This window comes from Azospirillum sp. 11R-A (assembly GCF_049472615.1).
GTDB classification, from domain to species: domain Bacteria; phylum Pseudomonadota; class Alphaproteobacteria; order Azospirillales; family Azospirillaceae; genus Azospirillum; species Azospirillum palustre.
Genome location: NZ_JBCEBL010000004.1, coordinates 261,676 through 287,137 on the forward strand (window position 1 = coordinate 261,676; position 25,462 = coordinate 287,137).

General features: G+C 66.4%; 22 protein-coding genes. 11 read left to right on the plus strand and 11 right to left on the minus strand.

Annotated features, from left to right (window positions below):
• Nucleotides 1-7: 7 nt before the first annotated feature.
• Nucleotides 8-877, minus strand: coding sequence for a universal stress protein (locus tag VH569_RS08740; RefSeq protein ID WP_423314996.1), 870 nt, complete (start codon nucleotides 875-877; stop codon nucleotides 8-10).
• A 235-nt stretch (nucleotides 878-1,112) separates the two neighbouring features.
• Between VH569_RS08740 and VH569_RS08745 the strand changes: the two genes are divergently transcribed.
• On the plus strand, nucleotides 1,113-2,792 hold the full coding sequence (locus VH569_RS08745; protein WP_423314997.1) for an ATP-binding protein: 1,680 nt from the start codon (nucleotides 1,113-1,115) through the stop codon (nucleotides 2,790-2,792).
• Nucleotides 2,789-3,433 (plus strand): response regulator transcription factor, encoded by a 645-nt coding sequence (locus VH569_RS08750; RefSeq protein ID WP_423314998.1) that lies wholly within the window; start codon nucleotides 2,789-2,791, stop codon nucleotides 3,431-3,433. The genes VH569_RS08745 and VH569_RS08750 overlap by 4 nt, the downstream gene beginning before the upstream one ends.
• 10 nt (nucleotides 3,434-3,443) lie before the next feature.
• On the opposite strand, the gene VH569_RS08755 is transcribed toward VH569_RS08750, so the two are convergent.
• The 7 genes from VH569_RS08755 to VH569_RS08785 form a co-directional block, all read right to left on the minus strand.
• Nucleotides 3,444-4,193 (minus strand): hypothetical protein, encoded by a 750-nt coding sequence (locus VH569_RS08755; protein ID WP_423314999.1) that lies wholly within the window; start codon nucleotides 4,191-4,193, stop codon nucleotides 3,444-3,446.
• Between the two features lie 66 nt (nucleotides 4,194-4,259).
• Nucleotides 4,260-5,642, minus strand: coding sequence for an L-serine ammonia-lyase (locus VH569_RS08760; RefSeq protein ID WP_423315000.1), 1,383 nt, complete (start codon nucleotides 5,640-5,642; stop codon nucleotides 4,260-4,262).
• Between the two features lie 63 nt (nucleotides 5,643-5,705).
• Nucleotides 5,706-6,980 carry a serine hydroxymethyltransferase gene (glyA, locus tag VH569_RS08765; protein WP_423315001.1) on the minus strand — a complete coding sequence of 425 codons (1,275 nt, stop codon included), beginning with the start codon at nucleotides 6,978-6,980 and terminating at the stop codon, nucleotides 5,706-5,708.
• Nucleotides 6,981-6,995: 15 nt separating this feature from the next.
• Nucleotides 6,996-7,550 (minus strand): sarcosine oxidase subunit gamma, encoded by a 555-nt coding sequence (locus tag VH569_RS08770; protein ID WP_423315002.1) that lies wholly within the window; start codon nucleotides 7,548-7,550, stop codon nucleotides 6,996-6,998.
• 11 nt (nucleotides 7,551-7,561) lie between these two features.
• Nucleotides 7,562-10,561 carry a sarcosine oxidase subunit alpha gene (locus VH569_RS08775; protein WP_423315003.1) on the minus strand — a complete coding sequence of 1,000 codons (3,000 nt, stop codon included), beginning with the start codon at nucleotides 10,559-10,561 and terminating at the stop codon, nucleotides 7,562-7,564.
• A complete protein-coding gene (locus VH569_RS08780; RefSeq protein ID WP_423315004.1) occupies nucleotides 10,558-10,914 on the minus strand; it encodes a sarcosine oxidase subunit delta in 357 nt (118 codons plus the stop codon). The genes VH569_RS08775 and VH569_RS08780 overlap by 4 nt, the downstream gene beginning before the upstream one ends.
• Nucleotides 10,915-10,924: 10 nt before the next feature.
• Complete coding sequence (locus VH569_RS08785) at nucleotides 10,925-12,178, minus strand: sarcosine oxidase subunit beta family protein (protein WP_109047642.1); 1,254 nt, start codon at nucleotides 12,176-12,178, stop codon at nucleotides 10,925-10,927.
• Nucleotides 12,179-12,292: 114 nt separating this feature from the next.
• On the opposite strand from VH569_RS08785, the gene VH569_RS08790 reads away from it, so the two are divergent.
• The 6 genes from VH569_RS08790 to VH569_RS08815 all read left to right on the plus strand — a co-directional run bounded on the left by VH569_RS08790 (nucleotide 12,293) and on the right by VH569_RS08815 (nucleotide 17,426).
• Nucleotides 12,293-13,306 carry a GlxA family transcriptional regulator gene (locus VH569_RS08790; RefSeq protein WP_423315005.1) on the plus strand — a complete coding sequence of 338 codons (1,014 nt, stop codon included), beginning with the start codon at nucleotides 12,293-12,295 and terminating at the stop codon, nucleotides 13,304-13,306.
• A gap of 191 nt (nucleotides 13,307-13,497) precedes the next feature.
• Nucleotides 13,498-14,028 carry a YbaK/EbsC family protein gene (locus VH569_RS08795; protein ID WP_423315006.1) on the plus strand — a complete coding sequence of 177 codons (531 nt, stop codon included), beginning with the start codon at nucleotides 13,498-13,500 and terminating at the stop codon, nucleotides 14,026-14,028.
• Nucleotides 14,029-14,069: 41 nt separating this feature from the next.
• Entirely contained in the window at nucleotides 14,070-14,933 is an 864-nt protein-coding gene (purU, locus tag VH569_RS08800; RefSeq protein ID WP_423315007.1) for a formyltetrahydrofolate deformylase, read from the plus strand.
• Between the two features lie 19 nt (nucleotides 14,934-14,952).
• Entirely contained in the window at nucleotides 14,953-15,129 is a 177-nt protein-coding gene (locus VH569_RS08805) for a hypothetical protein (protein ID WP_169055240.1), read from the plus strand.
• A 75-nt stretch (nucleotides 15,130-15,204) separates the two neighbouring features.
• Nucleotides 15,205-16,479 carry an MFS transporter gene (locus VH569_RS08810; protein WP_423315008.1) on the plus strand — a complete coding sequence of 425 codons (1,275 nt, stop codon included), beginning with the start codon at nucleotides 15,205-15,207 and terminating at the stop codon, nucleotides 16,477-16,479.
• A gap of 200 nt (nucleotides 16,480-16,679) precedes the next feature.
• On the plus strand, nucleotides 16,680-17,426 hold the full coding sequence (locus VH569_RS08815; protein WP_423315009.1) for a substrate-binding periplasmic protein: 747 nt from the start codon (nucleotides 16,680-16,682) through the stop codon (nucleotides 17,424-17,426).
• A gap of 54 nt (nucleotides 17,427-17,480) precedes the next feature.
• Here the strand turns inward: VH569_RS08815 and fae are convergent, their stop codons facing one another.
• The 3 genes from fae to VH569_RS08830 all read right to left on the minus strand — a co-directional run bounded on the left by fae (nucleotide 17,481) and on the right by VH569_RS08830 (nucleotide 20,821).
• On the minus strand, nucleotides 17,481-18,014 hold the full coding sequence (gene fae, locus VH569_RS08820) for a formaldehyde-activating enzyme (protein WP_174469205.1): 534 nt from the start codon (nucleotides 18,012-18,014) through the stop codon (nucleotides 17,481-17,483).
• A gap of 38 nt (nucleotides 18,015-18,052) precedes the next feature.
• Nucleotides 18,053-19,795, minus strand: a complete 1,743-nt coding sequence (locus VH569_RS08825; RefSeq protein WP_423315010.1) for a methyl-accepting chemotaxis protein — start codon at nucleotides 19,793-19,795, stop codon at nucleotides 18,053-18,055.
• A 135-nt stretch (nucleotides 19,796-19,930) separates the two neighbouring features.
• Nucleotides 19,931-20,821: a glycine betaine ABC transporter substrate-binding protein gene (locus VH569_RS08830; RefSeq protein WP_098738481.1), complete on the minus strand. Its 891-nt coding sequence runs from the start codon at nucleotides 20,819-20,821 to the stop codon at nucleotides 19,931-19,933.
• Between the two features lie 752 nt (nucleotides 20,822-21,573).
• On the opposite strand from VH569_RS08830, the gene VH569_RS08835 reads away from it, so the two are divergent.
• The 3 genes from VH569_RS08835 to VH569_RS08845 all read left to right on the plus strand — a co-directional run bounded on the left by VH569_RS08835 (nucleotide 21,574) and on the right by VH569_RS08845 (nucleotide 25,320).
• On the plus strand, nucleotides 21,574-22,854 hold the full coding sequence (locus tag VH569_RS08835; RefSeq protein ID WP_423315011.1) for an aromatic ring-hydroxylating oxygenase subunit alpha: 1,281 nt from the start codon (nucleotides 21,574-21,576) through the stop codon (nucleotides 22,852-22,854).
• 82 nt (nucleotides 22,855-22,936) lie between these two features.
• Nucleotides 22,937-24,058 carry an FAD-binding oxidoreductase gene (locus VH569_RS08840; protein WP_423315012.1) on the plus strand — a complete coding sequence of 374 codons (1,122 nt, stop codon included), beginning with the start codon at nucleotides 22,937-22,939 and terminating at the stop codon, nucleotides 24,056-24,058.
• 65 nt (nucleotides 24,059-24,123) lie between these two features.
• Complete coding sequence (locus VH569_RS08845; RefSeq protein WP_247879513.1) at nucleotides 24,124-25,320, plus strand: GlxA family transcriptional regulator; 1,197 nt, start codon at nucleotides 24,124-24,126, stop codon at nucleotides 25,318-25,320.
• The last annotated feature ends 142 nt before the right edge of the window (nucleotides 25,321-25,462 follow it).

Here is a 25,462-nt window from a genome sequence, read left to right on the forward strand (position 1 = left end):
AGGCCCATCAGGGGCAAAGTGTGGGTGCGGGCGCCGGGGACCAGCCGGAGCCCATTCCCATTCCCACGCCACCGATCAGCACGTCACAGGGCAGCACGTCGATCACCTCGGACGCCGTGCTGCCCAGCAGGGCGCGGGAAACGCCGCTGCGCCGGGCGGAGCCCATTGCGACCAGATCGTACCGCCCCTGCCGGACCAGTCCGACGATCCGCTGTCCGGGAGAGCCGGTCAACAGGATCGTCTCCACCTCCACCCCACCCGGCGGCCCTTCCCCCTGGGGGCCGAGCACGCTCCGGAAATCGTGCTCCACCTGTGCCTTGTCCAGTGCCGACGCTTCCGGCAGATCGGCGACATGCAGCAGGTGGATGCATCCCTCCGCCATCAGCATGCGCGCCGATTCCACCGAAGAGCGCGACCGTTCGGAAAAATCGACCGGCACCAGCGCCCGCAGATAGGGCTGGAGCGGCTTGTCGCGCACGATCAGCATCGGCGTTCCATCGGCAATCGCGATGCGCTCGACGGTGGAGGCCAGGAACAGGTCCGCCACCCGGTCGCGCTGGTGCAGGCCAACCACCAGAAGGTCAGGACGCCACAAACCGGCATAGCCGGCGACCCGGTGTTCCACCGCATCTCCGCGCACCGCGACCGCCTGCGCCCGGATGCCCGCCCCGCCGCTTGCCGACAGGATGTGGCGTTGCAGTTCGCCTTCAACATGGTGGAGCGGCAGGCAGCCATAGCGGCCGCCCTTGCCGTCGACGACATGCAGCGCCGTCAGCTCCGCATCGAACCGATGGGCGAGCTGAACGGCGCGCTCCAGGGCGCGGTCCGATTTCGGTTCCAGGTCGGTTGCCAGCAGAATGCGCTTGAGGCTTGCCATCGTGACGGTTCCGGTCGCTTGGGGTCTCCGGTCCTTTTGTTCCGGTGCGGTCCGTTGCCTGCCGGAAATCGCTCTGCAGGAAACAGCTCAATGATCGGAAGTCGGCGGCAGTCTGTCCATGCCGGGAAATACGGACCCGAAGGGACCGCATCCGACGCCGCAGGCTGTCCGTAGTAATACGGGCCCGGCGATTTCACTTGATGCAGTCGGAGTGGGTTGGCGTTACCATCGCCCCATGTCGCAGATTGTCCGCCGCAAATGGATGTTCGTTCCGGCCTATCTGGCCGTCCACCTGTTCCTGGATTGGATCAGCTTCATCCATGCGGTCTCGTCCATCAACATCACGCCGTGGAACCCGCCGGCCGGGCTGATGATGGGGGTGTCAGTGCTGTTCGGCGTCCGCGCCGTGCCCCTGGTCTGGCTGGCCCTGACCGCCGCCGACCTCGTCGTCCGCGATCTGCCCATAACGCTTCTGCCCATGACGCTGTGGACCCCGTTCCTGGCGAACGGCGTCGTCGCCTTGGGCTATGGGATCGCAGGATGGCTGCTGCGCCGCGCAATCGATCCGGGTCTGTCCCGGCTGCGCGACATCGTCCTGCTGCTGGGCGGCAGCGCCGCGGCGGTGCTGGGCATCGGTCTGTGCTTCATCGCCATCCACACCGCGGCCGGGCTGTTCGCGTGGACGAACTTTCCCGAGGTGCTGCTGCGCTATTGGACGGGCGAAGTCATCGGCATCGCCGTTCTGACGCCGCTGGTGCTGATCGGCCGGCGGATGCCGGCCCTGCGCTGGTCCTGGAGCGGTGCGGCGGAGACGCTGGCGCAAGGGGGGCTGATCGGCTTCACCCTGTGGCTCGATTTCGGCCCGCTCGCCTCCTCGCAGTACGAGCATTTCTATCTGTTGTTTCTACCATCAATTGCCATCGCCGTGCGGTATGGGCTGGTCGGCGCGGTGGTGGCCTCGGTCGCCACGCAGGCCGGGCTGATCGCCGCCATCCAGGTGACCGGCGTCGACACCGACCGCATGGCGCATTTCCAGCTGCTGATGCTGACGCTGGCCGTCACCATCCTGCTGCTGGGCGCGGTGGTCAGCGAGCGACGCCGGGCGGAGGATAGGCTGCGGGTGCGGCAGTCCGACCTCGCCCACGCCTCCCGCCTGATCGAGGCGGGCGAGATGACGGCGGCGCTGGCCCATGAGCTGAACCAGCCGCTGGCGGCGACGATGGGCTACGCCCGCGCTGCCCGCAAGGTCGCGCGGCTCGAAGGGGCCTCCCCTCGCCTGACCGAGATCCTCGACAAGACCGTCACCCAGGCGGAGCGGGCGGACCGGGTCATCCGCAGCCTGCGCGATTTCGTGCGCAAAGGCGCCAGCGACCGCGCCCCGCTGCCGGTCGCCACGCTGATCGCCGATTGCCTGACGCTGGCCGGCCCGCTGGCCAGCCGCCATGCGGTGGAGATCGTCGCCGAAATCGACCCTGCCCTTCCCGCCCCCCTGCCGACTGTTGACGGCGACGCGGTCCAATTGCAGCAGGCGATTCTCAACCTCGTCCGCAATGCCGCGGAAGCGATGGGCGACGTCGCAAATGGCGGTCCGTCCGCCCAGGCCCCCCGGCGCCGCATCGTGATCTTCGCTTGCCCCGCCGCGCAGCCCGGCTTCGTCGCCATCGGCGTGCGCGACACCGGACCCGGCCTTGCCGAAGTGGTGGAGCGCAACCTGTTCGCCCCCTTCGTCACCACCAAGCCGACCGGCATGGGGCTTGGGCTCTCCATCGTCCGCACCATCGTCGAGAGCCATGGCGGCACCCTGACCGCAAGAAGCGGAACGGATGGCGGCACCGTTGGCGGTCCCATTGGCGGTACCGTGTTCCAGTTCACCATTCCCGCTCATGCCGCGGGCAAAAACGGAGAGCCCGCATGACGACCGAGACTCCCGCCGCGGACTCCGGAGCCACCCCGGTGGCTTTCGTGGTGGACGACGACGAGGCCGTGCGCGATGCCCTGGCGCTTCACCTCGATCTGGCCGGGTTGGCCGTACGCTGCTGCGCGTCGGCCGCCGAATTCCTGGAGACGGCATCCCCCGACCAGCCGGGCTGCGCCATTCTCGACATCCGCATGCCGGGCATGGACGGGCTGGATTTGCAGCAGGAGATGATCCGGCGCGGACTGACCCTGCCCGTGATCGTCATCACCGGCCATGGCGACGTCACCGCCGCGGTGCGGGCCTTCCGGGCCGGGGCGGTTGATTTCCTGCAAAAGCCGTTCGATGAGGATCTGCTGATCGAGCGAGTGCAGGAGGCGTTCGCGCGTGACCTCGCCGCGCGCAGCGCCGATGCGGAAGTCGGGGAAATCCGTCGCCGCCTCGCCCTGCTCAGCCCGCGCGAACTGGAGGTGATGGAGATGGTCGCCCAGGGCCTGCCCAACAAGACCATCGCCACCCGCCTCGCTATCGGCATCCGCACGGTCGAAACCCACCGCGCCCGCGTGCTGGAGAAGATGGAGGCCCGCAATGCCCCGGAACTGGTGCTGATGCGGATGAAGCTGGGTGAGCGGCTGGAATGACGCTTCGCGCTCAAAGGGCGAACAGCACCGCCCCTGCCGTGCGATCGAGAAGAGCGGCCAGCCGCCACTCGAAACCGATGGAAGTCCAGAAGCGCGCCGGACGCTCCACCACCAGAAGATCGCCGCCGGCGTCGAGACTGGCGGCGCTCTGCGCATCGGTGGTCGGCCGCACCATCGAAAGCCGGACCGGACACCGGCAGTCCAGTTGCCGCAGCCACTCGTCCGTAGCAGCCGGATCGGTGCGCTCGTCGAGAATCAGGTGAACCGACGCGATGGCCGGGAAGAGCCGTCGGGCGATGCGGAAGGATTTCAGTTCGCGTGGTGGCCCGTCCGCCAGGATGGCAATGCTTCGCCCCAGGTGGGACGGTGTCTCGCGCGGGGCGACCAGAACCGCGCCGAACCGCTGCGCATCGGCACTCCAGCCGGTTGGCTTGCCGGGCTGCGGCCTGCCGGCCACCAGCAGATCGAACCTCCCGATCGGCGGATCATGGCTCAGGTCGAGCGCTCCCTCACCGGGGAGAAGGGCCGCAAGGCGGCGCGCCTGGCTTGCCGCGCCAAGCAACAGCGCGTCGTTGCCGTGGTCCTGCGTGAGAATATGCGGATCCATATAACCGCGTGCGCACAGTCCGGCACCCGGCCCGCGGTCCGGAGGGCCGGCCGTGACGGTCACGCCTGGATTCATCGACAGCAGCCAGCCGCAGGCCAGCACCGCCTCCAAATCGCCTTCCAATGCGGCGAATATCCGGACGCCGTTGCCCATGGGGATCGACCTCGGCTGACGACGGAGAGATTGGCGGTGAGGCTGGCGGCAAGACGGCGGAGAGCGTCAGCACTCCGGCAGATTGACCGCAAGCCCGCCCAGGCTGGTCTCCTTGAACTTGGTGCTCATTTCCTCGCCGGTCTGCCGCATCGCCTGGATGCAGTTGTCGAGCGGCATGAAGTGCTGGCCATCGCCGCGCAGCGCCAGGGACGCCGCGGCCACCGCCTTGGTGGCGCCGATGGCGTTGCGCTCGATGCAGGGCACCTGGACCAGACCGGCAACCGGGTCGCAGGTCATGCCGAGGTGATGCTCCAGCGCGATTTCAGCGGCATTCTCCACCTGCTCCGGCGTCCCGCCCAGCACGGCGCACAACCCCGCCGCGGCCATGGCGGCGGCCGACCCGACCTCGCCCTGGCAGCCGGCCTCCGCCCCAGAGATCGACGCGTTGTGCTTGATCAGCCCGCCGATGGCCGCGGCGGTCAGCAGGAAATCGGCGACCTTGGCCGGCTCCGCTCCGGCGCAATGATCGAGGTAATAGCGGAGCACCGCCGGCACGACGCCGGCCGCCCCGTTGGTCGGCGCGGTCACCACCCTGCCGCCGGCCGCATTCTCCTCGTTGACCGCCATCGCATAAATGGCGAGCCAGTCGGACGCAACGTGCGGCAAGCTCGAATTGGCCCCGCGCTCGCGCAGAAGCTGCTGATGGATGGCCTTGGCCCGCCGCTTGACCTTGAGGCTGCCGGGCAGTTGGCCATCCAGGCTAAGGCCACGCTCGATGCAGCCGTTCATCGCCGCCCAGACCGCGCCGAGCTTCTCGTCCACCTCGGCAGGGGAGCGGACGACGATCTCGTTGGCGCGCTTCATCTCGGCGATGGACGCGCCGCTCTCCCGCGCCATCCGCAGCATCGCCGCGGCGTTGTGGAAAGGATAGGGCCAGCCGGCGGACTCGCTCGCGAACACCGTCGGCGGAGCTTCCCGCTCCGCCGCTGTGACGACGAAGCCGCCACCGATGGAATAGAAGATCTCCGACAGCGTCACCTTACCGGCCGGGTCCAATGCCTGGAAAACCAGCCCGTTGGCATGGCCGGACAGCGGCGGCCCGAAGTCGAAGACCAGGTCGGTTTCCGGATCGAAGTCCAGAGCCGGCAAACCGACCGGGTGCAGCCGCCGCGTCCGCCATAGCTCGGCGATCCGCTCCTCGGCTTCATCGACATTGAGGTTGTCCGGCCGGTAGTCGAGAAGCCCAAGCAGCACCGCCCGGTCCGTCGCATGCCCCTTGCCGGTGAAGGCGAGCGAGCCGTGCAGCCGGACCGTGATCGCCGCGGGTGCGGCATCCGCCGACGCCCGCAGCATGTCGAGGAACCGCACCGCCGCGGTCATCGGCCCCATCGTGTGCGACGACGACGGGCCGATGCCGATCTTGAACACATCGAAAACGCTGAGAAACATCGCGCGCCTCGTCAGGTCAAACAGTTGGCCTTAAGCAGGATTTCCCAGCGGCACGTGTCCCGGTCACCCGTAGATCGGGAAGCGCTCGCACAACTCGCGGACTTCGCCATGCACGCGCTTCTCGACCTCGGCATTGCCCTCCGGTCCGGCGGTGGCAAGGGCGTCGATGACGGTCAGGATCAGTTCGCCGATGCGGGCGAACTCCGCCTCGCCGAAGCCGCGGGTGGTGCCCGCCGCGGTGCCGAGACGGACGCCGGAGGTCACCGCCGGCTTTTCTGGGTCGAACGGGATGGCGTTCTTGTTGCAGGTCAGGCCGGCCCGCTCCAGCGCGCGCTCCGCGTCACGGCCCTTCACGCCTTTCGGCCGCAGATCGACCAGCACCATGTGGCAGTCGGTGCCGCCGGACACGATGTCCAGCCCGCCCTTGACCAGCGTACTGGAAAGCACCTTGGCGTTGGCGACCACCTGCGCGGCATAGGCCTTGAACTCCGGGGTCAGCGCCTCGCCGAAGGCGACCGCCTTGGCGGCGATGACATGCATCAGCGGACCGCCCTGGTTGCCCGGGAACACCGCCGAGTTGAACTTCTTGGCCAGCGCCTCGTCGTTGGTCAGGATCATGCCGCCGCGCGGGCCGCGCAGGGTCTTGTGCGTGGTGGTGGTCACCACATGGGCATGCGGCAGCGGGTCCGGATACTGGCCGGTGGCGACCAGACCGGCGTAATGGGCCATGTCCACCATCAGATAAGCGCCGATCTCGTCGGCGATGCGACGGAACTCGGCGAAGTCGATCACCCGCGGATAGGCAGAGGCACCGGCGACGATCAGCTTCGGCTTGGTCTCCAGCGCCTTGGTGCGCAGGGCGTCATAGTCGATCAGCTGGTCGCTCTCGCGCACCTCGTAGCTGACGATGTCGAACCACTTGCCCGACATCGTCACCGGCGAGCCGTGGGTCAGGTGGCCGCCATGGGCCAGCGACATGCCCATCACCCGGTCGCCCGGCTGAAGCAGGGCCAGGAACACCGCCTGATTGGCCTGGGCACCCGAATGCGGCTGGACATTGACGAAGCCGGCGCCGAACAGCTGCTTGGCGCGGTCGATGGCGATGGTCTCGACCTCGTCCACGAACTCGCACCCGCCGTAATAGCGGCGGCCCGGATAGCCCTCGGCGTACTTGTTGGTGAGGATGGAGCCCTGGGCGGCCAGCACATCCGCCGAGACGATGTTTTCCGAGGCGATCAGCTCGATCTCGTACTTCTGGCGGTTCAATTCGCGCCCGATGGCCGCCGCAATCGCGGCATCGGTGAGATCGGATTTCGGCAGGGACTGATGACGGGTCATGTGCGGTTCTCTCGATCAGAGGCCGAGCGCGATTTCGCGGCTGACGGCGTGCAGGATTCCCCAGACATGGTCGGCGAAGGAGCGCCAGACCTCGATCCGGAAGCGGTTCTTGTCCTCGCGGATCAGGACGATCTGCGCCTTGTCGAACAGGGTGCGGCAGCCGGTGCCGACCGCCATCGCCCCGACATCGAAGGCGATGGCCGAGCGCAGGGCGAGTGCCGCGGCCTCCCCCTCCACCATGATGCCGACCTCGCGATGGCCGATATCGACGAGGCTGTGCGTCTCCCCAAGGGCGGCGAAGGCATCGGCGATGCCGTCGCTCTCGGCGATCGGCGCCGTCAGCACCCATTCGTCGGGGCCGAGTTGCAGCGCCATCCGGCCGCCGGCCTCCACCATCCCGCCGATGCGGGTGGGGAGCGGCGTGCCGAAGGCGGCCCCGGCCGCCTGGACGGCGGCGGGATCAATGCGCAGGCTGAAGCGGGCAACGTCGTCGGCCGCGCGGATGGTCAGCTTGCTCGCGGTGTCGCCGGTGATCGTCTTGCCCAGCAACGGGTGATTGGCCAGAAGCATGGGTAAGCCTCCTATGCGCTGAGACGCTTGTTCTCGGGATCGACGAACACCATGCCGGTGATGGTCGCGGCATGGACCTTGTCCGGCATCGGCACATGCACGGTCTTGCCCTGCAGGGACCGGCCGCCCTGGATCACCGCAAAGGCGACGGACCGCCCCAGCTCGGCGCTCCAGTAGGACGAGGTCACATGGCCGACCATGTCCATCGGCACCGGCTGGTTGGGGTCGAGGACGATCTGCGCCCCCTCCTCCAGCACGGTCTTCGGATCGCTGGTCAGCAGGCCGACCAACTGCTTGCGGTCCGCCACCAGCATGTCCGGGCGGGACAGGGAGCGTTTGCCGACGAAGTCCGGCTTGGTCTTGCCGACGGCCCAGGACAGACCGGCATCGTCCGGCGTCAGCGTGCCGTCCGTGTCCTGCCCGACGATGATGTAGCCCTTCTCGGCGCGCAGGACGTGCATCGTCTCGGTGCCGTAGGGGGTGATGCCGAAGCGCTGCCCGGCCTCGAACAGTTTTTCCCACACTGCGCGGCCGTAGCGGGCCGGCACGTTGATCTCGAAGCCGAGTTCGCCGGTGAAGGAGACGCGGAACAGCCGGGTCGGCACGCCGCAGATTTTGCCGGTCGCCACCGCCATGTGCGGGAAGGCGCCTTCCGACAGGTCGATGCCCTCGACGAACGGCTCGATCAGCTTGCGGGCGTTCGGACCTTGCAGCGCGATCACCGACCATTGTTCGGTGGTCGAGGTCAGCCAGACCTTCAGGTCGGGCCATTCGGTTTGGAGGTAATCCTCCATCATGCCCAGCACGCGCGCCGCACCGCCGGTGGTGGTGGTGACGTGAAAGCGGTCATGCGCCAGACGCCCGATCACGCCGTCGTCGCGGATGAAGCCGTCCTCGCCAAGCAGCAGGCCGTAGCGGCAGCGGCCGGGCGCCAGCTTGGCCCAGGCGTTGGTGTACATGCGGTTCATGAACTCGGCGGCGTCGGGACCGACGATCTCGATCTTGCCGAGGGTGGAGGCGTCGAACATGCCGAGCGACGAGCGCACCGCCTTGCATTCGCGCGCCACCGCGGCGTGCATGTCCTCGCCGACCTGCGGGAAGTACCAGGCGCGGCGCCACAGCGACACCGGCTCGTACACCGCGCCGTTTTCCTCGGCCCAGCCGTCGATCGGCGTCTTGCGCGTCACCTCGAACAGTGCACCCTTGTTGTAGCCGGCGAAGGTGCCGAAACTGGTCGGGGTGTAGGGCGGGCGGAAGGTGGTCAGGCCCACGGCCGGGATCGGCCGCTTCAGAGCATCGGAGGCGACGGCCAGACCGTTGATGTTGGACAGCTTGCCCTGGTCCGTCGCCATGCCGTTGGTGGTGTAGCGCTTGATGTGCTCGATGGATTTGAAGCCCTCGCGCACCGCCAGCCGGATGTCCTTGGCCATCACGTCGTTCTGGAAATCGACGAACGCCTTGGCGTGGCCCGGATCGAGGTCGGTCGGCAGCTCGCGGCCGGTCACCCCGGTGAAGGACAGCTCGCCCTCCACATGGTAGGCGGCCGGCTCGACGCCGAACCCGGCATCCGCGGCAGCGGCGGCGCCGGCGGCGGCACCGTCCTCGAAGGCGGCCTTCAGCCCGAAACGGCCCTTGCCGGCGCCGGCCAGACGGCACTCCTCCTTGCCGCGACCGGGCAGGAACATCTGGCCGTCCTCGTTCCAGGTCAGCGACCCCTGGGTGTGCGAGAACAGATGGATGCTGGGGGTCCAGCCGCCCGACATCAGCAGGGCGTCGCAGGCGATGGTCTCGGCACCGCCGACCTTGCCTCCGGAGCCGACCGGATTGACCCGCACCGAGGAGACGCGCAGCCGGCCCTTGGTCCCGGTGACGGTCCAGCCGATCAGCGTCCTGATGCGCAGCGCGTCGGCCGCCGCGACAAGCTGGGTCGGCACGGTCCCGCGGACATCGACGATGGCCGCGACCTCCACCCCCGCCTTGGCAAGGTCGAAGGCGGCATGCCAGGCGCTGTCATGGCTGGTGACCGCGACGACCCGGTTGCCGACCTTGACGCCATAGCGGTTCAGGTAGGTGCGGGCGGCCCCCGCCAGCATCACGCCCGGCCGGTCGTTGCCGGCGAACACCAGCGGCTTCTCGATGGCGCCCTGGGCCAGCACCACCTGCTTGGCGCGCACCTTCCACATCCGCTCACGCGGGGCGCCGTCCGGCACGATGCGCAGATGGTCGGTCAGCCGCTGGCACAGGCCGACGAAATTCTGGTGGTAGTAGCCGATGGCCGTGGTGCGCGGCAGCACGGTGACGTTCGGCATCGCCGCCAGCGCGGCGTTGGTGTCCTCCAGCCAGTCCCAGGCCAGTTGCCCGTTGATCTCGGCCGTCGGCTCCGCCAGGAGCGAGCCGCCGATTTCCGACTGCTCGTCGCACAGGATGACCGACGCGCCGCTGCGGCCCGCTTCCAGCGCCGCGGCAAGACCGGCGGCACCGCCGCCGACGACCAGCACGTCGCAATGGGCGAAGCGGCTGGCATAGGTGTCGGGATCGGGGGCGGTCGGCGCCTTGCCCAGGCCGGCGGCGTTGCGGATGACCGGCTCGTAGACCTTGTCCCAGAAGCTCTTCGGCCACATGAAGGTCTTGTAGTAGAAGCCGGCCGAAAACAGCATGTAGAGCGCGTCGTTGACCGCGCCGATGTCGCGGGTCAGCGACGGCCAGCGGTTCTGGCTCTCGGTCTTCAGCCCTTCGAAGACCTCCAGCACCGTCGCCCGGGTGTTCGGCTCGAACCGGCCGTTGCCGCGGTTGCTGCCAACCAGCGCGTTCGGCTCCTCCGACCCGGCGGTCAGGATGCCGCGCGGCCGATGGTACTTGAAGGACCGCCCGACGAGATGGACGCCGTTCGCCAGAAGCGCGGACGCCAGCGTGTCGCCCTCATAGCCGTTGTAATCCACGCCGTCGAAGGTGAAGCGGAGCTGGCGGCTGCGGTTGACCCTGCCCTTGCCGGCAATGCGGAAATTGCTCATGGACGTGCATCCTTGACGCTGGCGGCGGAGGCGGCAGCGGAGTCGGCGGCGGCGCTGGAAGCGCGCGCGATCTCCTCGTCGCTCGGACGCGGAGCCCCGGCCTTGTAGGTCATGGAGAATTTGTCGGTCACGGTGTCGCGCACCGCGTTGAAGAAGCGGCCGCAGCCATGCATGTGGCGCCAGCGCTCGAAATGCCGGCCGCGCGGGTTGGTGCGGATGAACAGGAAGTCGCGCCATTCGTCGTCGGACAGGGCGGAGGGGTCCGCCGGGCGCGCGATGTGCGCCTCGCCGGCATAGGTGAACTCCACCTCCGGGCGCTCTGCTTCGCAATAGGGGCAGCGGATGAGCAGCATGATCGTCTCCTCAATGCGCGACGGCGGCGGCGGCGGCCTCGTCGATCAGCCGCCCGGTCTTGAAGCGTTCCAGCGTGAAGGGCGCGTTGATCGGGTGCGGCTCGTCGCGGGCGATGGTGTGGGCGAAGACGTTGGCCGACCCCGGCGTCGCCTTGAAACCGCCGGTTCCCCAGCCGCAATTGACGTAGAGCCCCGGCACCGGCGTCTTGGCGATGATCGGCGAGCGGTCGGGCGTGACATCGACGATGCCGCCCCATTTGCGCAGCATGCGCATGCGGTTGAAGATCGGGAACACCTCGCAGATGGCGGCGACGGTGTGTTCGATCAGCGGCAGACCGCCGCGCTGGCTGTAGGAGGTGTACTGGTCGGTGCCCGACCCGATGACCAGTTCGCCCTTGTCGGACTGGCTGATGTAGGCGTGCACCGTGTTGGACATCACCACGCAGGGGAAGGCCGGCTTGATCGGTTCCGACACCAGCGCCTGCAACGGATAGCTTTCCAGCGGCAGCCGGACGCCGGCGGTGTCCATCACCACCGAGGTGTTGCCGGCGGCCGACACCGCGACCTTCTTGGCCTTGATGAAGCCGCGCGCCGTCTCAACGCCGGTGACGCGGCCGGAGGCGTCGCGGCGGATCGCGGTCACCGGGCAATTCTGGATGATGTCCACCCCGCGCGCCGACGCGGCCCGCGCATAGCCCCAGGCAACCGCATCGTGGCGGGCGGTGCCGCCGCGCCGCTGCAACGCGGCACCCATCACCGGGTAGCGGGCGTTGGCGGCGATGTTCAGCGGCGGGCAGTATTCCTTGGCCTGCTCCGGCGTCAGCCACTCGTTGTCGATGCCGTTCAGGCGGTTGGAGTGGATGTGGCGCTTGAAGCTCTGGATGTCATGGACCGTATGCGCCAGCATCATCACGCCGCGCTGCGAGAACATGACGTTGTAGTTCAGCTCCTGGCTCAGCCCTTCCCACAGCTTCACCGCATGCTCGTAGAGCCGGGCGCTCTCGTCGTACAGGTAGTTGGAGCGGATGATGGTGGTGTTGCGGCCGGTGTTGCCGCCACCGAGCCACCCCTTCTCCACCACCGCCACGTTGGTGATGCCGTGTTCCTTGGCGAGGTAATAGGCTGCACCCAGACCATGCCCGCCCGCGCCGACGATCACGACGTCATATTCGGATTTCGGTTCCGCATCGGGCCATTGAGGCTGCCAGTTCTTGTTGCCGGTCAGCGCGTTGGTCAACAGCGAGGAGAATGAGAAGCGGGTCATGGCAGCACCGCGAAGTTCAATGTGCTGACAGTATCGGGAAGCGACCCTTCCTTGGACAGAATGGATGCGTCAGTTTAATGTCACCTGTGCGACGGTGCGTCCGCCGGAGGTCACATGACAATCATTGCCAAGGCAAACGCCATCAGGCCGGGCCGCTTCCCGGACCGTTCCGCGGCACCGCGCCTGTCCGTCGGTTTCATCCTCGCCCACCGCTTCACGCTGTGCGCCTTCGCCAATTTCGTCGATGTGCTGCGGCTGGCTGCCGACGAAGGCGACCGCAGCCGGCCGATCCTCTGCGAGTGGTCGGTGCTGTCCGACCAGATGCGGCCGGTGGCATCCAGCTGCGGCATGCTGATGCAGCCGACCGAGCGGCTGGGCGATCCGGCAAAGTTCGACTACATCGTCGTCATCGGCGGGCTGATCGACGAGATCTCCAACCTCAGCCCCGACTACATCCGCTATCTGCGTCAGGCGGCGGCAGCGAAGATCCCGCTGGTCGGCGTCTGTACCGGCGCCTTCATTTTGCAGCGGGCCGGGCTGATGGACGGATACCGCTGCTGCATCAGCTGGTTCCACCACGCCGACTTCCTGGAGCAGTTCGACGGCATCACGCCGGTCTCCGACCAGATCTTCATCGTCGACCGCGACCGGCTGACCTGCTCTGGCGGGACGAGTTCGGCCCATCTCGCAGCCTATCTCGTGGAAAAGCATGTCGGGCGGGCCCAGGCGCGCAAAAGCCTGCACATCATGATCATCGACGACGCCCTGCGCGGGGAGAAGCCGCAGCCGGGCATCCCGCTCGACTTCTCCACCAACGACGAGGTGGTGCGGAAGGCGCTTCTGCTGATGCAGCAGAACATCGACGTGCCGCTGTCGGTGGCGGAGATGGCCCGCCGGCTGGGAGCCGCCCGGCGCCAGATGGAGCGGCATTTCCAGAACGCGCTGGGCATGACGCCGACCGAGGCCTACCGGATCATGCGGCTGGAGCATGCCGAATTCCTGCTGCGCAACACCGAGCAGTCGGTGACGGAGGTGGCCGCCGCCGTCGGCTTCTGCGATTCCTCGCACTTCGTCCGCGCCTTCAAGGAACGGCGCGGCATGACGCCGTCCGTCTTCCGCAAGGGCTGAGACTCCGCCAGGGACTCTGCCAAGGCCGTTCCATTCAACGCCGGTGACGTACCTGTACAATCGGCAGGTGGATCCTTTCGCCATGCTGCGTCCAACGGAACGGTCGGGAGCGCAACCATCCACGGTGCCCTCGACCCGCACTGCGGCAATCCGCTTTCCGTGGCTTGCCGGGCTCAACAAGGATGGCGACCATGCTCGACGACAACGACACCATGCAGCTGCACTGGCGCGAGGCCGGCATTCCCGAAGAGCTGTGCCGGGAACTCGCCCTGGCATCGACGCCGATGCGCCTGCACGCCCATCCGCCGGTGCGGACCGTCGCCGATGCGGAGGAGCATTGGCGCAGCGTTCCCGGCGTGCACACCAAGAACCTGCTTCTGAAGGACGCCAAGGGCGTGCTGTGGCTGGTGGTGCTGCCGCACGACCAGTCGGTGAACATGAAGGAGCTGGCCCCGGTCATCGGCTCGGCCAAGCTGTCCTTCGCCTCGCCGGTCACGCTGGAACAGGTCCTGTCCATCGAGCCGGGCGGCGTCAGCCCGCTGGCGCTGGTGGCGGACAAGGAGCGCCGCGTCCGTCTGGTGCTGGAACGCCGCATCCTGGCCGGTGACACCGTCAATTTCCACCCGATGACCAACCGCGCGACGCTGTCGATGCATCCCGACGACCTGTCGGCCTTCCTGGCCCGGCTCGGCTATGAGCCGATCATCGTCGACATCGCCTGACCATACCTCCCCCGGCCAAATCCTTAGGCGCGAGATCTGCGATGCGTCCCAATCACAACCTCTTCTACATGAATGTCAGTTGCCTGAGCCGGCCGGGGATCATCTCCGCCATCTCTACCTACCTGTCCGACCGCGACTGCGACATCATCGAAAGCGCGCAGTTCGTCGATCACGATGGCGAGCATTTCTTCCTGCGGATGGCCTTCGACGCTCCGGAATCGATCCGCAGCGAAGCCGCCCTCATTGAAGATCTGCAACCCATCGTCGGGCGCTTCGGGATGACCCTGACGCTGCGGGATGCCCGGCGGCGGCCGAAGATCCTGATCATGGTGTCGAAGTTCGGCCATTGCCTGAACGACCTTCTGTACCGCCACAGCATCGGGGCGCTGCCCATCGACATCGTCGGCGTCGTCTCCAACCACGATGCCTTCCGGTCCCAGGTCGAATCCCACGGCATCCCCTATCACCATCTCCCGGTTTCGTCCGGCACCAAGCGGGAGCAGGAACTCCGCCTGATGGAGATCGTGGAGATGAACGACGTCGAACTCGTCGTGCTTGCCCGCTACATGCAGGTCCTCTCGCAGGACCTCTGCACGCGGATGGCCGGGCGGGTCATCAACATCCACCACAGCTTCCTACCCAGCTTCAAGGGGGCCAAGCCCTACCATCAGGCCTACAAGCGCGGCGTGAAGCTGATCGGCGCCACCGCCCACTACGTCACCGACGACCTCGACGAAGGACCGATCATCGAGCAGGAGGTGGCGCGCGTCGATCACTCGATGTCGCCCGACGATCTGGTCGCCATCGGCCGCGACGTCGAAAGCGTCGTCCTGGCCCGCGCCATCCGTCTGCACATCGAAGCGCGCGTCATGCTCCACGACCATCGGGCAATCGTCCTGCGGTAACAAAAGGAGTCCACCGATCTTGCAGCTCATTGACGAAAACGCCACCCAGGCGGTCCGCCGCGCTTTCGCATCGGGCGGCCTCGCCGCCGCGGTGCAGGAGTTGCGCCGTCATGTCGTGATCGAGGACGAACGCATGGCGCTCGCCACCGTCGAGGCCTTTCTTGCCAGTGTCCACAACGGCGATACCCGGCTATAAGGTCGCCGTTCCCGCCTTATCGGGACTGTCGGCCCCGACAAGGCGGGCGTTTCTCCCCCTCCGGCGGATCAAGCGATGTCCCTCATCCAACCGATCGTCCCGCTGCTTCTCGCGGTGTTCCTGATGATGGGAGGTACGGGAGCGCTGACGACCATCGTCAGCGTTCGGCTGGATGCCGCCGGCGCCCCGCCCATCCTGCTGGGCGCCCTGACCGCCGCCTATTACCTGGGGGTGACGGTCGGATCGACACAGGCGTTCCGGCTGGTCGGGCAGGTCGGACATATCCGCGCCTTCAGCGCCTCCGCGACGGTTCTGGTGGCGGCGACGCTCGGGCACACGCTGGGGTCCGACCCCGCAACCTGGATCGCCCTCCGCCTCGTGGAGGGCTGCTGCATGGCGGGCCTGTTCGTCTGCATCGAAAGCTGGCTGAACCAAAGCGCCACCTCGGCCACGCGCGGACAGATCCTGGCCCTCTACATGATCGCGCTCTATGGCGCGCAAGGGGCAGGCCAGTATCTGATGGTCATTGACGATCCGCACGGCTTCAAGCAGTTCGTCATCGTGTCGATCCTGGTCTCGCTCGCCCTTGTCCCGGTCGCGCTGAGCCGTACGGCCCCGCCCCTGCTGCAGAAGCTGGAGTCCGTCAGGATCGGCCATCTCTACCGCGCCAGTCCGCTGGGATTTGCCGGTACGGTGATCAGCGGGCTGGTCGTCGGCGCCTTCTATGGGCTGGGTCCGGTCTATGTCCGGCATCTCGGCTACGATCTGGGCCAATCCGCGACCTTCATCAGCGCTGCCATCATCGGCGGCATGCTCCTTCAATGGCCTTTCGGCAAGCTTTCGGACCTTATCGACCGGCGGCTGGTCCTGGTCGGCCTGTTCGCGGCCCTGGCCGTCATCAGCATCGGCATGACGATGCTGCCGGAGAGCGGGTTCGGCCCGCTGCTGGCCGGCATCTCCCTGTTCGGCGGGATCATCTTCGCGATCTATCCGATCTGCGTCTCGCACACCAACGACTTCCTGACGCCGGCCGAAATGGTACCGGCCAGCGGCGGCATGGTGCTGGGCTTCTCGATCGGCGCCATCGCCGGCCCCTTCCTCGCCTCGCTGGTGATGGCGGTTTTCGAGCAGGATGGGTTGTTCCTGTTCGCGGCCCTGGTCGCCATCGTCGCGCTGGCGTTCGCGCTCTGGCGGATGACGGTCCGCCCCCCTGTGCCGTTGGACCAGCGCCTCCCCTTCCTTCCCCAGGCACCGATTCCCGGACCCTTGGACGGCGTCACGCCGGGTGTGGAAAAGTCCGGGAACGGCATCGGGGAGGAAGAGCCCGAAGCGGAACCGTCGAGGCTTTGAAGGCCCCCGGGGCAACGGGGGGCGGCACGACCGTCGATAAGATCCCTTCCCCAACCCGAAGCTGTCGATGTACCACTCGCCGGAGACGGAGATGCTGCTTCACCCATGAAGCGTGCATCCCCCAAAACTCCGGCATGTTGGCGAGATCGATGGTTCCTGTTTCCAGTATTCTTCATCCCGCGAAGCGGACGGCACCGATCATGAGGGTGCTGGGCACTGTCCTGGGGTGCATCGCGACGCTGCTGGTTGGCGCGCTGATTTTCAACGCAGCCCCGGCCCGTGCCGAGAACTGGCTCGTCGCTTCCGAGGATTTCTTCCCGCCCTACAATTTTACGTTGCGGGGCAAGCGGACGGGAATGGACACCGAGATCGTCGAAGCGATGCTGAAGGAAATCGGCGTGTATCCGGTTCACCGCCCGATGACCTGGCCGGAGGTGGTGCGCGCCCACGATGAAAACGAGGTGGACGTCGCTTTCCAGTTCTTCACCTCGCCCCGCCGTCTGGAGCGCGGCCATCTGATCGGACCTTACCGGGTCGGCGCGACCGTTCTGATGGTCCGCAGCAATTCGGACATCGGTTACACGGGTATCGAGGATCTGCGGGGGCTGCGGGTCGGCGTCGTCGAAGGCTTCGAATACACGCCCGAGTTCGACAAGTCGCAGCTCTTCGAGAGGATCCCCAGCAGCAGCAGCGTCGTCTCGTTCCGGCGCCTGCTTCTCGGCCGTGTCGATGCCATCGCCGGCGATTTGCAGGTGCTCAAGTATCTCGCCGACAGCGAGGGCCGCACCGCGTCGGTCAAAATCCTGCCCAAGCCTCTGGCGATGGTGCCACGCTACATCTCGGTGCCGAAGGCTCGGGCGGATAAGGCCGAACGGCTGCGTGCAGCCTATGAAAAACTCAAGAAGGATGGCACCATCGACGCCATCATCCGCAACTGGGACCGGTAGTCGAAGACCCGATCCCAAGGAGCCGGCGCATGGCTGCCGTCCCGGGGCTGAAGCTCACTCCTGCGCATCCAGCATGAAGTGGCGAACCTTGTGCCGGTTCTCGATCAGCTCGTCGATGGTGGGTTCGTTGCGCATCGCCCGGCCGATGGCGATCTTGGTCGCCTCGTAGTTGGTGCGATAGAGATCGGCACGGTCGAGATTCGCATCGGTGGCGCAGCGGGGATCGATCCACACCATCACCAGAATGCACAGGTCGTTGATCCCGTCGCGCGGTAGAAGGCCGTCGATGACGCAGTCCAGCACCGCATCGGCGGTGGCGGCCTGGACGACGCCACCGAACAGGTCGACGTAGGCGCTCGACTTCATCGTCACCTTGGACACCATCATGGTGGCCGGACGAACCATCTGGTTGCAGTCCCGCACCGCGAACATGCGGGTATGGCCGGCGGTCTGCCCCATCATGGTGGCGAACGCATGGCCGGCCGGACCGTCGACCGTGCCGATCACGATTTCCGGCATGGCGTCGGTAAACTGGCCTTCCTTGGCGAAGACGGTGGCCTCGCCGACACGGAACAGCGGATTGCTCATGGGATTCTTGCTCTCTTGAGAAAGGGTGGTGGGGCCGGTCATCCGGTACGGATGCCGTCCAGCAACTGTTCGATGCTGCCGCGCAGCCGTACGGTCTGACCGGCGAGGTCGGCAGCGGCGGACAGGACGTGCCGTGTGGCGCTCTCGGTGTCTCGGGCGCCGCCGGTGACATGCCGGGCGTTGCGCGCGACCACGCCCGCCCCGGATGCCGCCTGGTCGATGCTGGCATGGATGGTGGCCGAGGCGGCAGCCTGCGCCTCCATCGACTTGGCGATGGCGACCGAAATCGTGCTGATCTCCTCGATCACCGTGGTGATGCTCTGCAAAGCCTGGGCGGCATTGCCGGTCGCGTCCTGCATCGCCTGGATGCGGATCGAGACATCCTGCGTCGCCTTGGCGGTCTGGCTGGCAAGCTGGCGCACCTCCTGCGCCACCACAGCGAAGCCCTTGCCTGCCTCGCCGGCACGGGCGGCTTCGATGGTCGCATTCAGCGCCAGGAGATTGGTCTGTCCGGTGATCTCGTCGATGATGCGCACGACGTTGCCGATGCCGTCGGCCGACTGCCGCAGGCTGTGCACCGACCGGTCGGCCTTGCGGGCCTCCTCGACCGCCGACAGGGCGATGCGGGTGGAATTGTCGATGCGGAGGCGGATTTCTCCCAACGACCGAAAGGTCTCGTCGGCCAATGCGGCAACGGACTGGACGTTGCTTGCGATCTGCTCCGCCGCCACCACGGTCTCGCCCGCCTGTTCGTTGGTGCGGTCGATGATGCCGGTCAGCTGGCGCGCGGTGCCGTCGAGCGCTCCCGCCGACGAATCCACCGTGTCCAGCCCCGCCATCGCCGTCCGTTCGAAATGGGAAATCAGTTCCTCCAGTTGGACGGAGCGCTGGCGCTCGCGCCGCCGTGCCGCGATATCCTGGAAGGCCGACCGAACATGGTCGTTCGCGGGAGACCCCAGGATTTCATCCAGGGTGCCGACCTGCGCAAAGCGGCCGTTTTCCATGAAGGCGATCCGGTCCGCGATCCGCATCGCCTCGTCCGGGTCCTGCGTGGTGAACAGCACGGCCGCCCGATGCGCCCGCTGCCAGTCGAGGAATTCCGCCTCAAGCTCCAGCCGCAGGACGGGGTCCACCCCGGCGAAGGGAGCATCCATCAGCAGCAGCGGCGGATCGCCGATCAGGGACCGCGCCAGCCCGATCCGCAGCCGCGCCTCGGATGGAATTTCAAGCGGACGCCGGTCGGCCAGATGGGCAAGCCCCATGCGCGCCAGCACGGCCCGGGCACGGTCCTGACGCTCGCGCCGGCGCAAGCCCGCGACCTCCAGCCCGAATGCCAGATTCTCCAGAACGGTGCGGTTGGGCATCAGCGCCACGGCGCCGAAGGTCATCGCCATGGTATCGCGGCGGGCGGCCACCAGTTCGGCCGGCTTCATCGCCGCCATGTCGCGCCCGTTCAGGCACACGATGCCCGAAGTCGGTTCGACCAGACGGTTCACCATGCGGATCAGGGTGGATTTGCCCGAATTGGACCGCCCGAGAATCGCAAGGATCTCGCCGGCCGCAAGACCGAACGAAACATCGGCGACCGCCACCGCCGTACCGGCTTCCCGCCGGATGTCGGCGTGGTCCTTCCCGGCATGCAGCATGGTCACGGCGCGGGCGGCATTGCCGCCATACAGCTTGCACAGTCCCGTAACCGACAACATCCCGGTGCCGTCCGGCACACTGTCTTGCCCGGTGCCGTCCGGCACAATGCCCTGCTGGTGAGCTGGCGAGTTCATCGGCGCTCCCGATCATGAAAGGACTGGAAACGGGAATGGCTGGAGACGGCCGTCCGTCACGCGATTGCGCGTCGAGAACGGACCGCCTCCATCGACAGTGCCGGAAATGGCGCGGGAAAGGCGCCCGGCTGTGGATCAGAGCTTGCCGGTGACCCAGTAATCGATCCGGGCCTTGTTGTTCTTGATGTAATTGTCGACCGCCTTCTCATAGCTGGTCTGGCGGGCTTCCTGCATCATCGCCTCGAGATCGCCGATGGGCAGGACCATCCGGTTCAGGAACTCGTAGATTTCCGGGTGATCCTGGTAGAAGCCCTTCCGGACCACGGCGTTCACGCTCTCCAGCCCGCCCAGCGCGCCCTTCGGATCCTCCAGATAGCGCAGCTTCCAGTTGGCGAACATCCAGTGCGGGCTCCAACTGGTCACGACGATCCACTCGTTGCGCTTCATGGCGCGCTCCAGAGCGGCGAGCATCGCGGCGTCGCTGGCCGACACCAGCTGCATTCCCTTCAGATCGTAGGTCTTCAGCGCCTTTTCCGACGCCTGCATCAACCCCGATCCCGGATCGATGCCCTGGATCTTGCCGCCGAGCTGCTTCTGCACCTCCGGCTTCTTCAGATCCTCGATGGTCTTGACCTGATCGACGGGGATGTAGTCCGGCACCACCCAGCCCAGGCGGGCGCGGGTGTAGAGCGGGCCGAGATCGACGATGTCCTTGCCGACCTTGTCGAGATAGGGCTTGTGGGTCAGCGGCTGCCACGACATCAGCATGGCGTCCAGCTTGCCGCTGGCGATGCCCTGATACTGGATGCCGATGTCGGCCATGGTCAGTTCGACCTTGTAGCCGAACCGCTCCTCGATCACCGCTTTGGCGAGTTTCGTCACCGCCTCGGCGTCCGACCAGGCGGTCCAGCCGATGTTGATCGACTTCTCCGCGGCCTGCGCCGGGATGGCGGTCACAGCGGTCCCCAGACCGACCGTCATGGCCGCCGACAACAGCATGCCCAAGGCTTTACCGAAGATTTTCATCAAGAAGCCTCCTCGTGTCGTTTGTTTTGTCGTTCGTTTGTTTGGGTTCTTCCGCTTGGAATGACCGATCCGCCGTGCCGGGCCTTCAACCGGACGCGTGCGCATGGCCCGGCAGGTCATCTCCGACCTACCGGTGATTGCGGCCGCATGACGGGTTGGCGTCCATGAGAACGGGTGGCCGACCGCCTTCCGGCATTGAACGGAAAGCTGTTTCCAACCGATGCGAACCTTTGCTGGCATCAGTGCTGATTGAGGAAGAATGCCGGGCTTGAAAGCAAAAAACCTTCATCACAGCGGCAGTTCGTATCGCATTTGCGACAACGCCGTACGACACCCGCTCGTCGGGCGAATGCTACCGGATTTGGCTACGGATATTTTAAAATCTGCCATGGAAATAGGAAAACGCTTCGGCAGTCCTGTGGCGATGAGACGTTATGGAGGATAGCCGGCACTTATCATCTCGCCGGATGCCGGCCGTTCATTCTCCCGGCCGGATCGAACGACCATCCTTCCCGAATATTCGCATCCTGTCGCAAACCGACCATTGCGTCCGCCCCGGCCTGCGCAAAAAGACAGGATGTCCTGTCGGCCTTTTTAAAGTTGATGTCGCAATCCAGAACGCGACGCGCTGCGGCCGGCGGCAGGCTGTGTGTCGTGGAATCGAGAAAATCACAGCCCGGTCAAGGTTGAAGCGGCTCCACGAACGCATTGCCCAACTCCCGCTGGCCCACTCCCGCAGAAGGTCAACAACCATGTCGTCCGAGATTTCCATAGAAGCCCTGCTGAAGCGCCGAAAGAAGGGTCACAGCCTGGAAGCCCCGTTCTACACCAGCGATGAGATCTTCAAGCTGGACATGGAGATCATCTTCGGCCGCCACTGGCTGCATGTGGGTGTGGAACCGGACGTGGCGGAGCCGGGCGACGTGATGGTGGTGGACATCGGCAAGACGTCCGTCATCGTCATGCGCGACGACGACATGGAACTGCGCGCCTATCACAATGTCTGCCGCCACCGCGGCGCGCGCATCGTCCTGAAGGAAAAGACCTCCGTCGGCAATCTGGTGTGCAGCTATCACCAGTGGACCTACGGCCAGGATGGCGAGCTTCTGTTCGCCGAGCATATGGGCAACGATTTCGACCGCAAGTGCCGGAACCTGAAAAAGGTCCACATCCGCTCGGTCGGCGGCCTGATCTTCATCTGTCTGGCGGAAGAAGCCCCGGACGACATCGACCGCATGGCGGCGGCCATCGAGCCCTATATTCTTCCGCACGATCTGAAGAACTGCAAGATCGCCAAGACCGTCGACCTGATCGAGAAGGGCAATTGGAAGCTCACGATGGAGAACAATCGTGAATGCTACCACTGCGTCAGCAATCATCCCGAACTGACCATCCCGCTGTTCGAATACGGCTTCGGCTTCGCCCCCGATGGCACCAACCCGAAGCGGATGGAACATGCCGCCAAGTACGATGCGCTGGTGCAAAGCTGCCATAGCAGCTGGGAGGCCTCAGGCTTCCCCAGCCGCGAGATCGAGCATCTAACCGACACCACCGGCTTCCGCGCCGAGCGGCTGCCGCTCGACGGTGCCGGCGAGGCTCACACCAAGGACACGCGCAGCGCCTCCAAGAAACTGCTGGGGTCGATCGCCGAGCGCAAGCTGGGTGCCTTGTCCTTCTGGACCCAGCCGAACTCCTGGAACCACTTCATGAGCGACCACATCGTCACCTTCTCGGTGTTCCCGCTCGGTCCCGACCGCAATCTTCTGCGCACCCGCTGGCTGGTCCACAAGGACGCGGTGGAAGGCGTCGATTACGACCTGAACCGCCTGACGGAGGTGTGGGAGGCGACCAACCAGCAGGACGCCGATCTGGTCGAGATCTCGCACAACGGCGCCATCAGCCCGGCCTACGAGCCGGGACCCTACTCGCCCTACACCGAGCCGCTCGTCGAGAAGTTCACGGAGTGGTACGTGGGCCGCATGGCCGAGCATCTGCTGGGCAAGCAGGCCGCAGTGAGCGTCGCCGCCGAATGACGCGGCGCCGGGGCATCCCGGCCGGCAAGGCGCCGGGACCGCCCACCGTTCGCGACCAAGGCTTCACGGCTCAGGAAGAGAGATGACGATGCAGCAGGATGCGGCTCTGCCTCCGGTCCGGAACTGGGATCCCGAAACCGACGACACGCTGGTGTGCCGGGCGGTGCGGGACGAAACGCACGATGTGAAGACCTTCGTCTTCGCACCGCGGCAACCCTGCCTGTTCCGGTTCAAGCCGGGCCAGTTCATCACGCTGGAACTGCCTATCGGTGGCGAAACCATTCACCGCAGCTACACCGTCTCCTCTTCCGCCGCCCGGCCGCACCGGCTTTCGATCACCGTCAAGCGGGTGCCCGGCGGCCCGGTGTCGAACTGGCTGCACGACACCCTGAAGCCGGGCGACACCATCCGCGCGGTCGGCCCGCTCGGCGAATTCACGCCGGCCGAGTCCGAGACGCCGCGCAAGTTCCTGTTCCTGTCCGGCGGCAGCGGCGTGACGCCGCTGATGTCGATGACCCGGACCTTCGACGATCTCGGCGAGGATCACGACATCGTCTTCGTCCACGCCGCCCGCACTCCAGCCGACATCGTCTTCCGCCGTGAACTGGACGCGCTGACCGGCCCCGGCCGGCGCCTGCGCGTCGCCCATGTCTGCGAGGGCATCGGCACCGAGGCTCATTGGGCCGGCTTCACCGGCCGGCTGTCGCTGCCGATGCTGGGCCTGATCGCGCCGGACTTCATGGAACGGGAGGTCTATGTCTGCGGCCCCGGTCCCTTCATGAAGGCGGTGCGCGCCTTCCTGGAGGAAGGCGGCTTCGACATGAGCCGCTACCATCAGGAGAGCTTCAATTTCGAAGAGCTGGTGGCCGACCTTGCCGCCGGGGGACCGCCCCAGGACGCACCGGTCCAAGAGGCACCGATTGAGGACGCGCTGCAATCGGCCGGCTTCCGCATCGAATTCGCCAGGACCGGCAAGGTCTTCACCTGCCTGCCGGACATGGCCGTGGCGGACGCGGCATCGGCGGCCGACATCCGGGTTCCGACATCCTGCTCGCGCGGGCTGTGCGGGACCTGCAAGACAAGGTTGATTTCCGGCACGGTGGAAATGAACCACACCGGCGGCATCCGCAAACGGGAAATCGACCAGGGGTTGATCCTGCTCTGCTGCAGCCGTCCCACCAGCGATCTGGTGGTGGAGCGTTAGACGCATCGCCAATGAATTGTCTTCCGGGGGCAGGCCGCTGACGCTAGCATTCCGAAGGATGGAAGATGGCCGTCAAACGGGGGCCGTCGGACTGGGAGGGTGTCCTGGTGGGGAAGACAGTGGAATATCGCCGGTTCGGCGGTAGCGGTCCCGCCCCCCGGCAGGAGGAACGCGCGCTTCTGTCGGTCGGGTTCATCCTGACCAACAATTTCACGCTGACGGCGCTGGCCCCCTTCATCGACGCCCTGCGGCTGGCCGCCGACGAGGGCGACCGGTCGCGGCAGATCCGCTGCCGCTGGACCATCATGGGGTCACGGGCCGAACCGGTGATGTCGAGCTGCGGCATCGGCGTCGCCCGCTGGGAACCGCTGACCGATCCCCGCCGCTTCGACTATGTGGTCGTGGTGGGCGGGTTGCTGCATGCCGGCCCACAGCTGGACGACGAAACGCTGGCCTATCTGCGCGCCGCAGCATCCTATGGCGTGACCCTGGTCGGCGTCTGCACCGGCAGCTTCGTGCTGAGCCGCATCGGCTTGATGAAGAACCGGCGCTGCTGCGTCAGCTGGTATCATCACCGCGATTTCATCGAGGAATTTCCCGATCTGGTGCCGGTGGCCGACCAGCTCTATGTGGTGGACCGCGACCGCATCACCTGTTCGGGCGGCGCCGGGGTGGCCGATCTGGCCGCTTTCCTGATCGAACGCCATCTGGGCCGCGCCACCGCCCAGAAAACCATGCACATCCTGCTGATCGACAAGGCGCGTCCGGCCAGCCAGTCGCAGCCCCAGCCGCCGACGGTGGTGGAGATCACCAACGACCGGGTCCGCCGCGCCCTGCTGCTGATGGAGCAGCACATCAGCGATCCGCTGTCGGTGGAAGAGATCGTCCACCGGCTGAACGTCAGCACCCGGCAGTTCGAACGGCTGTTCCGGCTGGCGGTGGGCACCAGCCCGGCCACATACTACCGGTCCCTGCGCCTGCGCTATGGTCACTGGCTGCTGCGCAACACCAAGCGGTCTGTCACCGCCATCGCGAACGAGGCCGGCTTCGCCGACTGCGCCCACTTCTCCCGCCAGTTCCGGGAGCTGTTCGGCGTTTCTCCATCGGAGGTGCGCCGCACCGCCGGACCGGATGCGGAGGCCGATCCGCATTTCTCCCCCCTCGCCGCCTTCCGGCGCACCAACGCCAACTCCCTTCTGCCCGACCGCCGCCTGTTCGAAGACCCGGAGCCAATCGTCCGGGACGCCGCGCAGGTCGACTGAAGGGGCAGATACGCGCCAATTTTCCGGAAAATTCATATACTTGTTCGGTCGGCGCCCTCCTGTTTCTCTCCTGTCGCAAAAAGGTAATTCCCGGTCGCGGGGGGCAACGCGACAATGGCGCCGATGGTGAATTCTTGGCAGG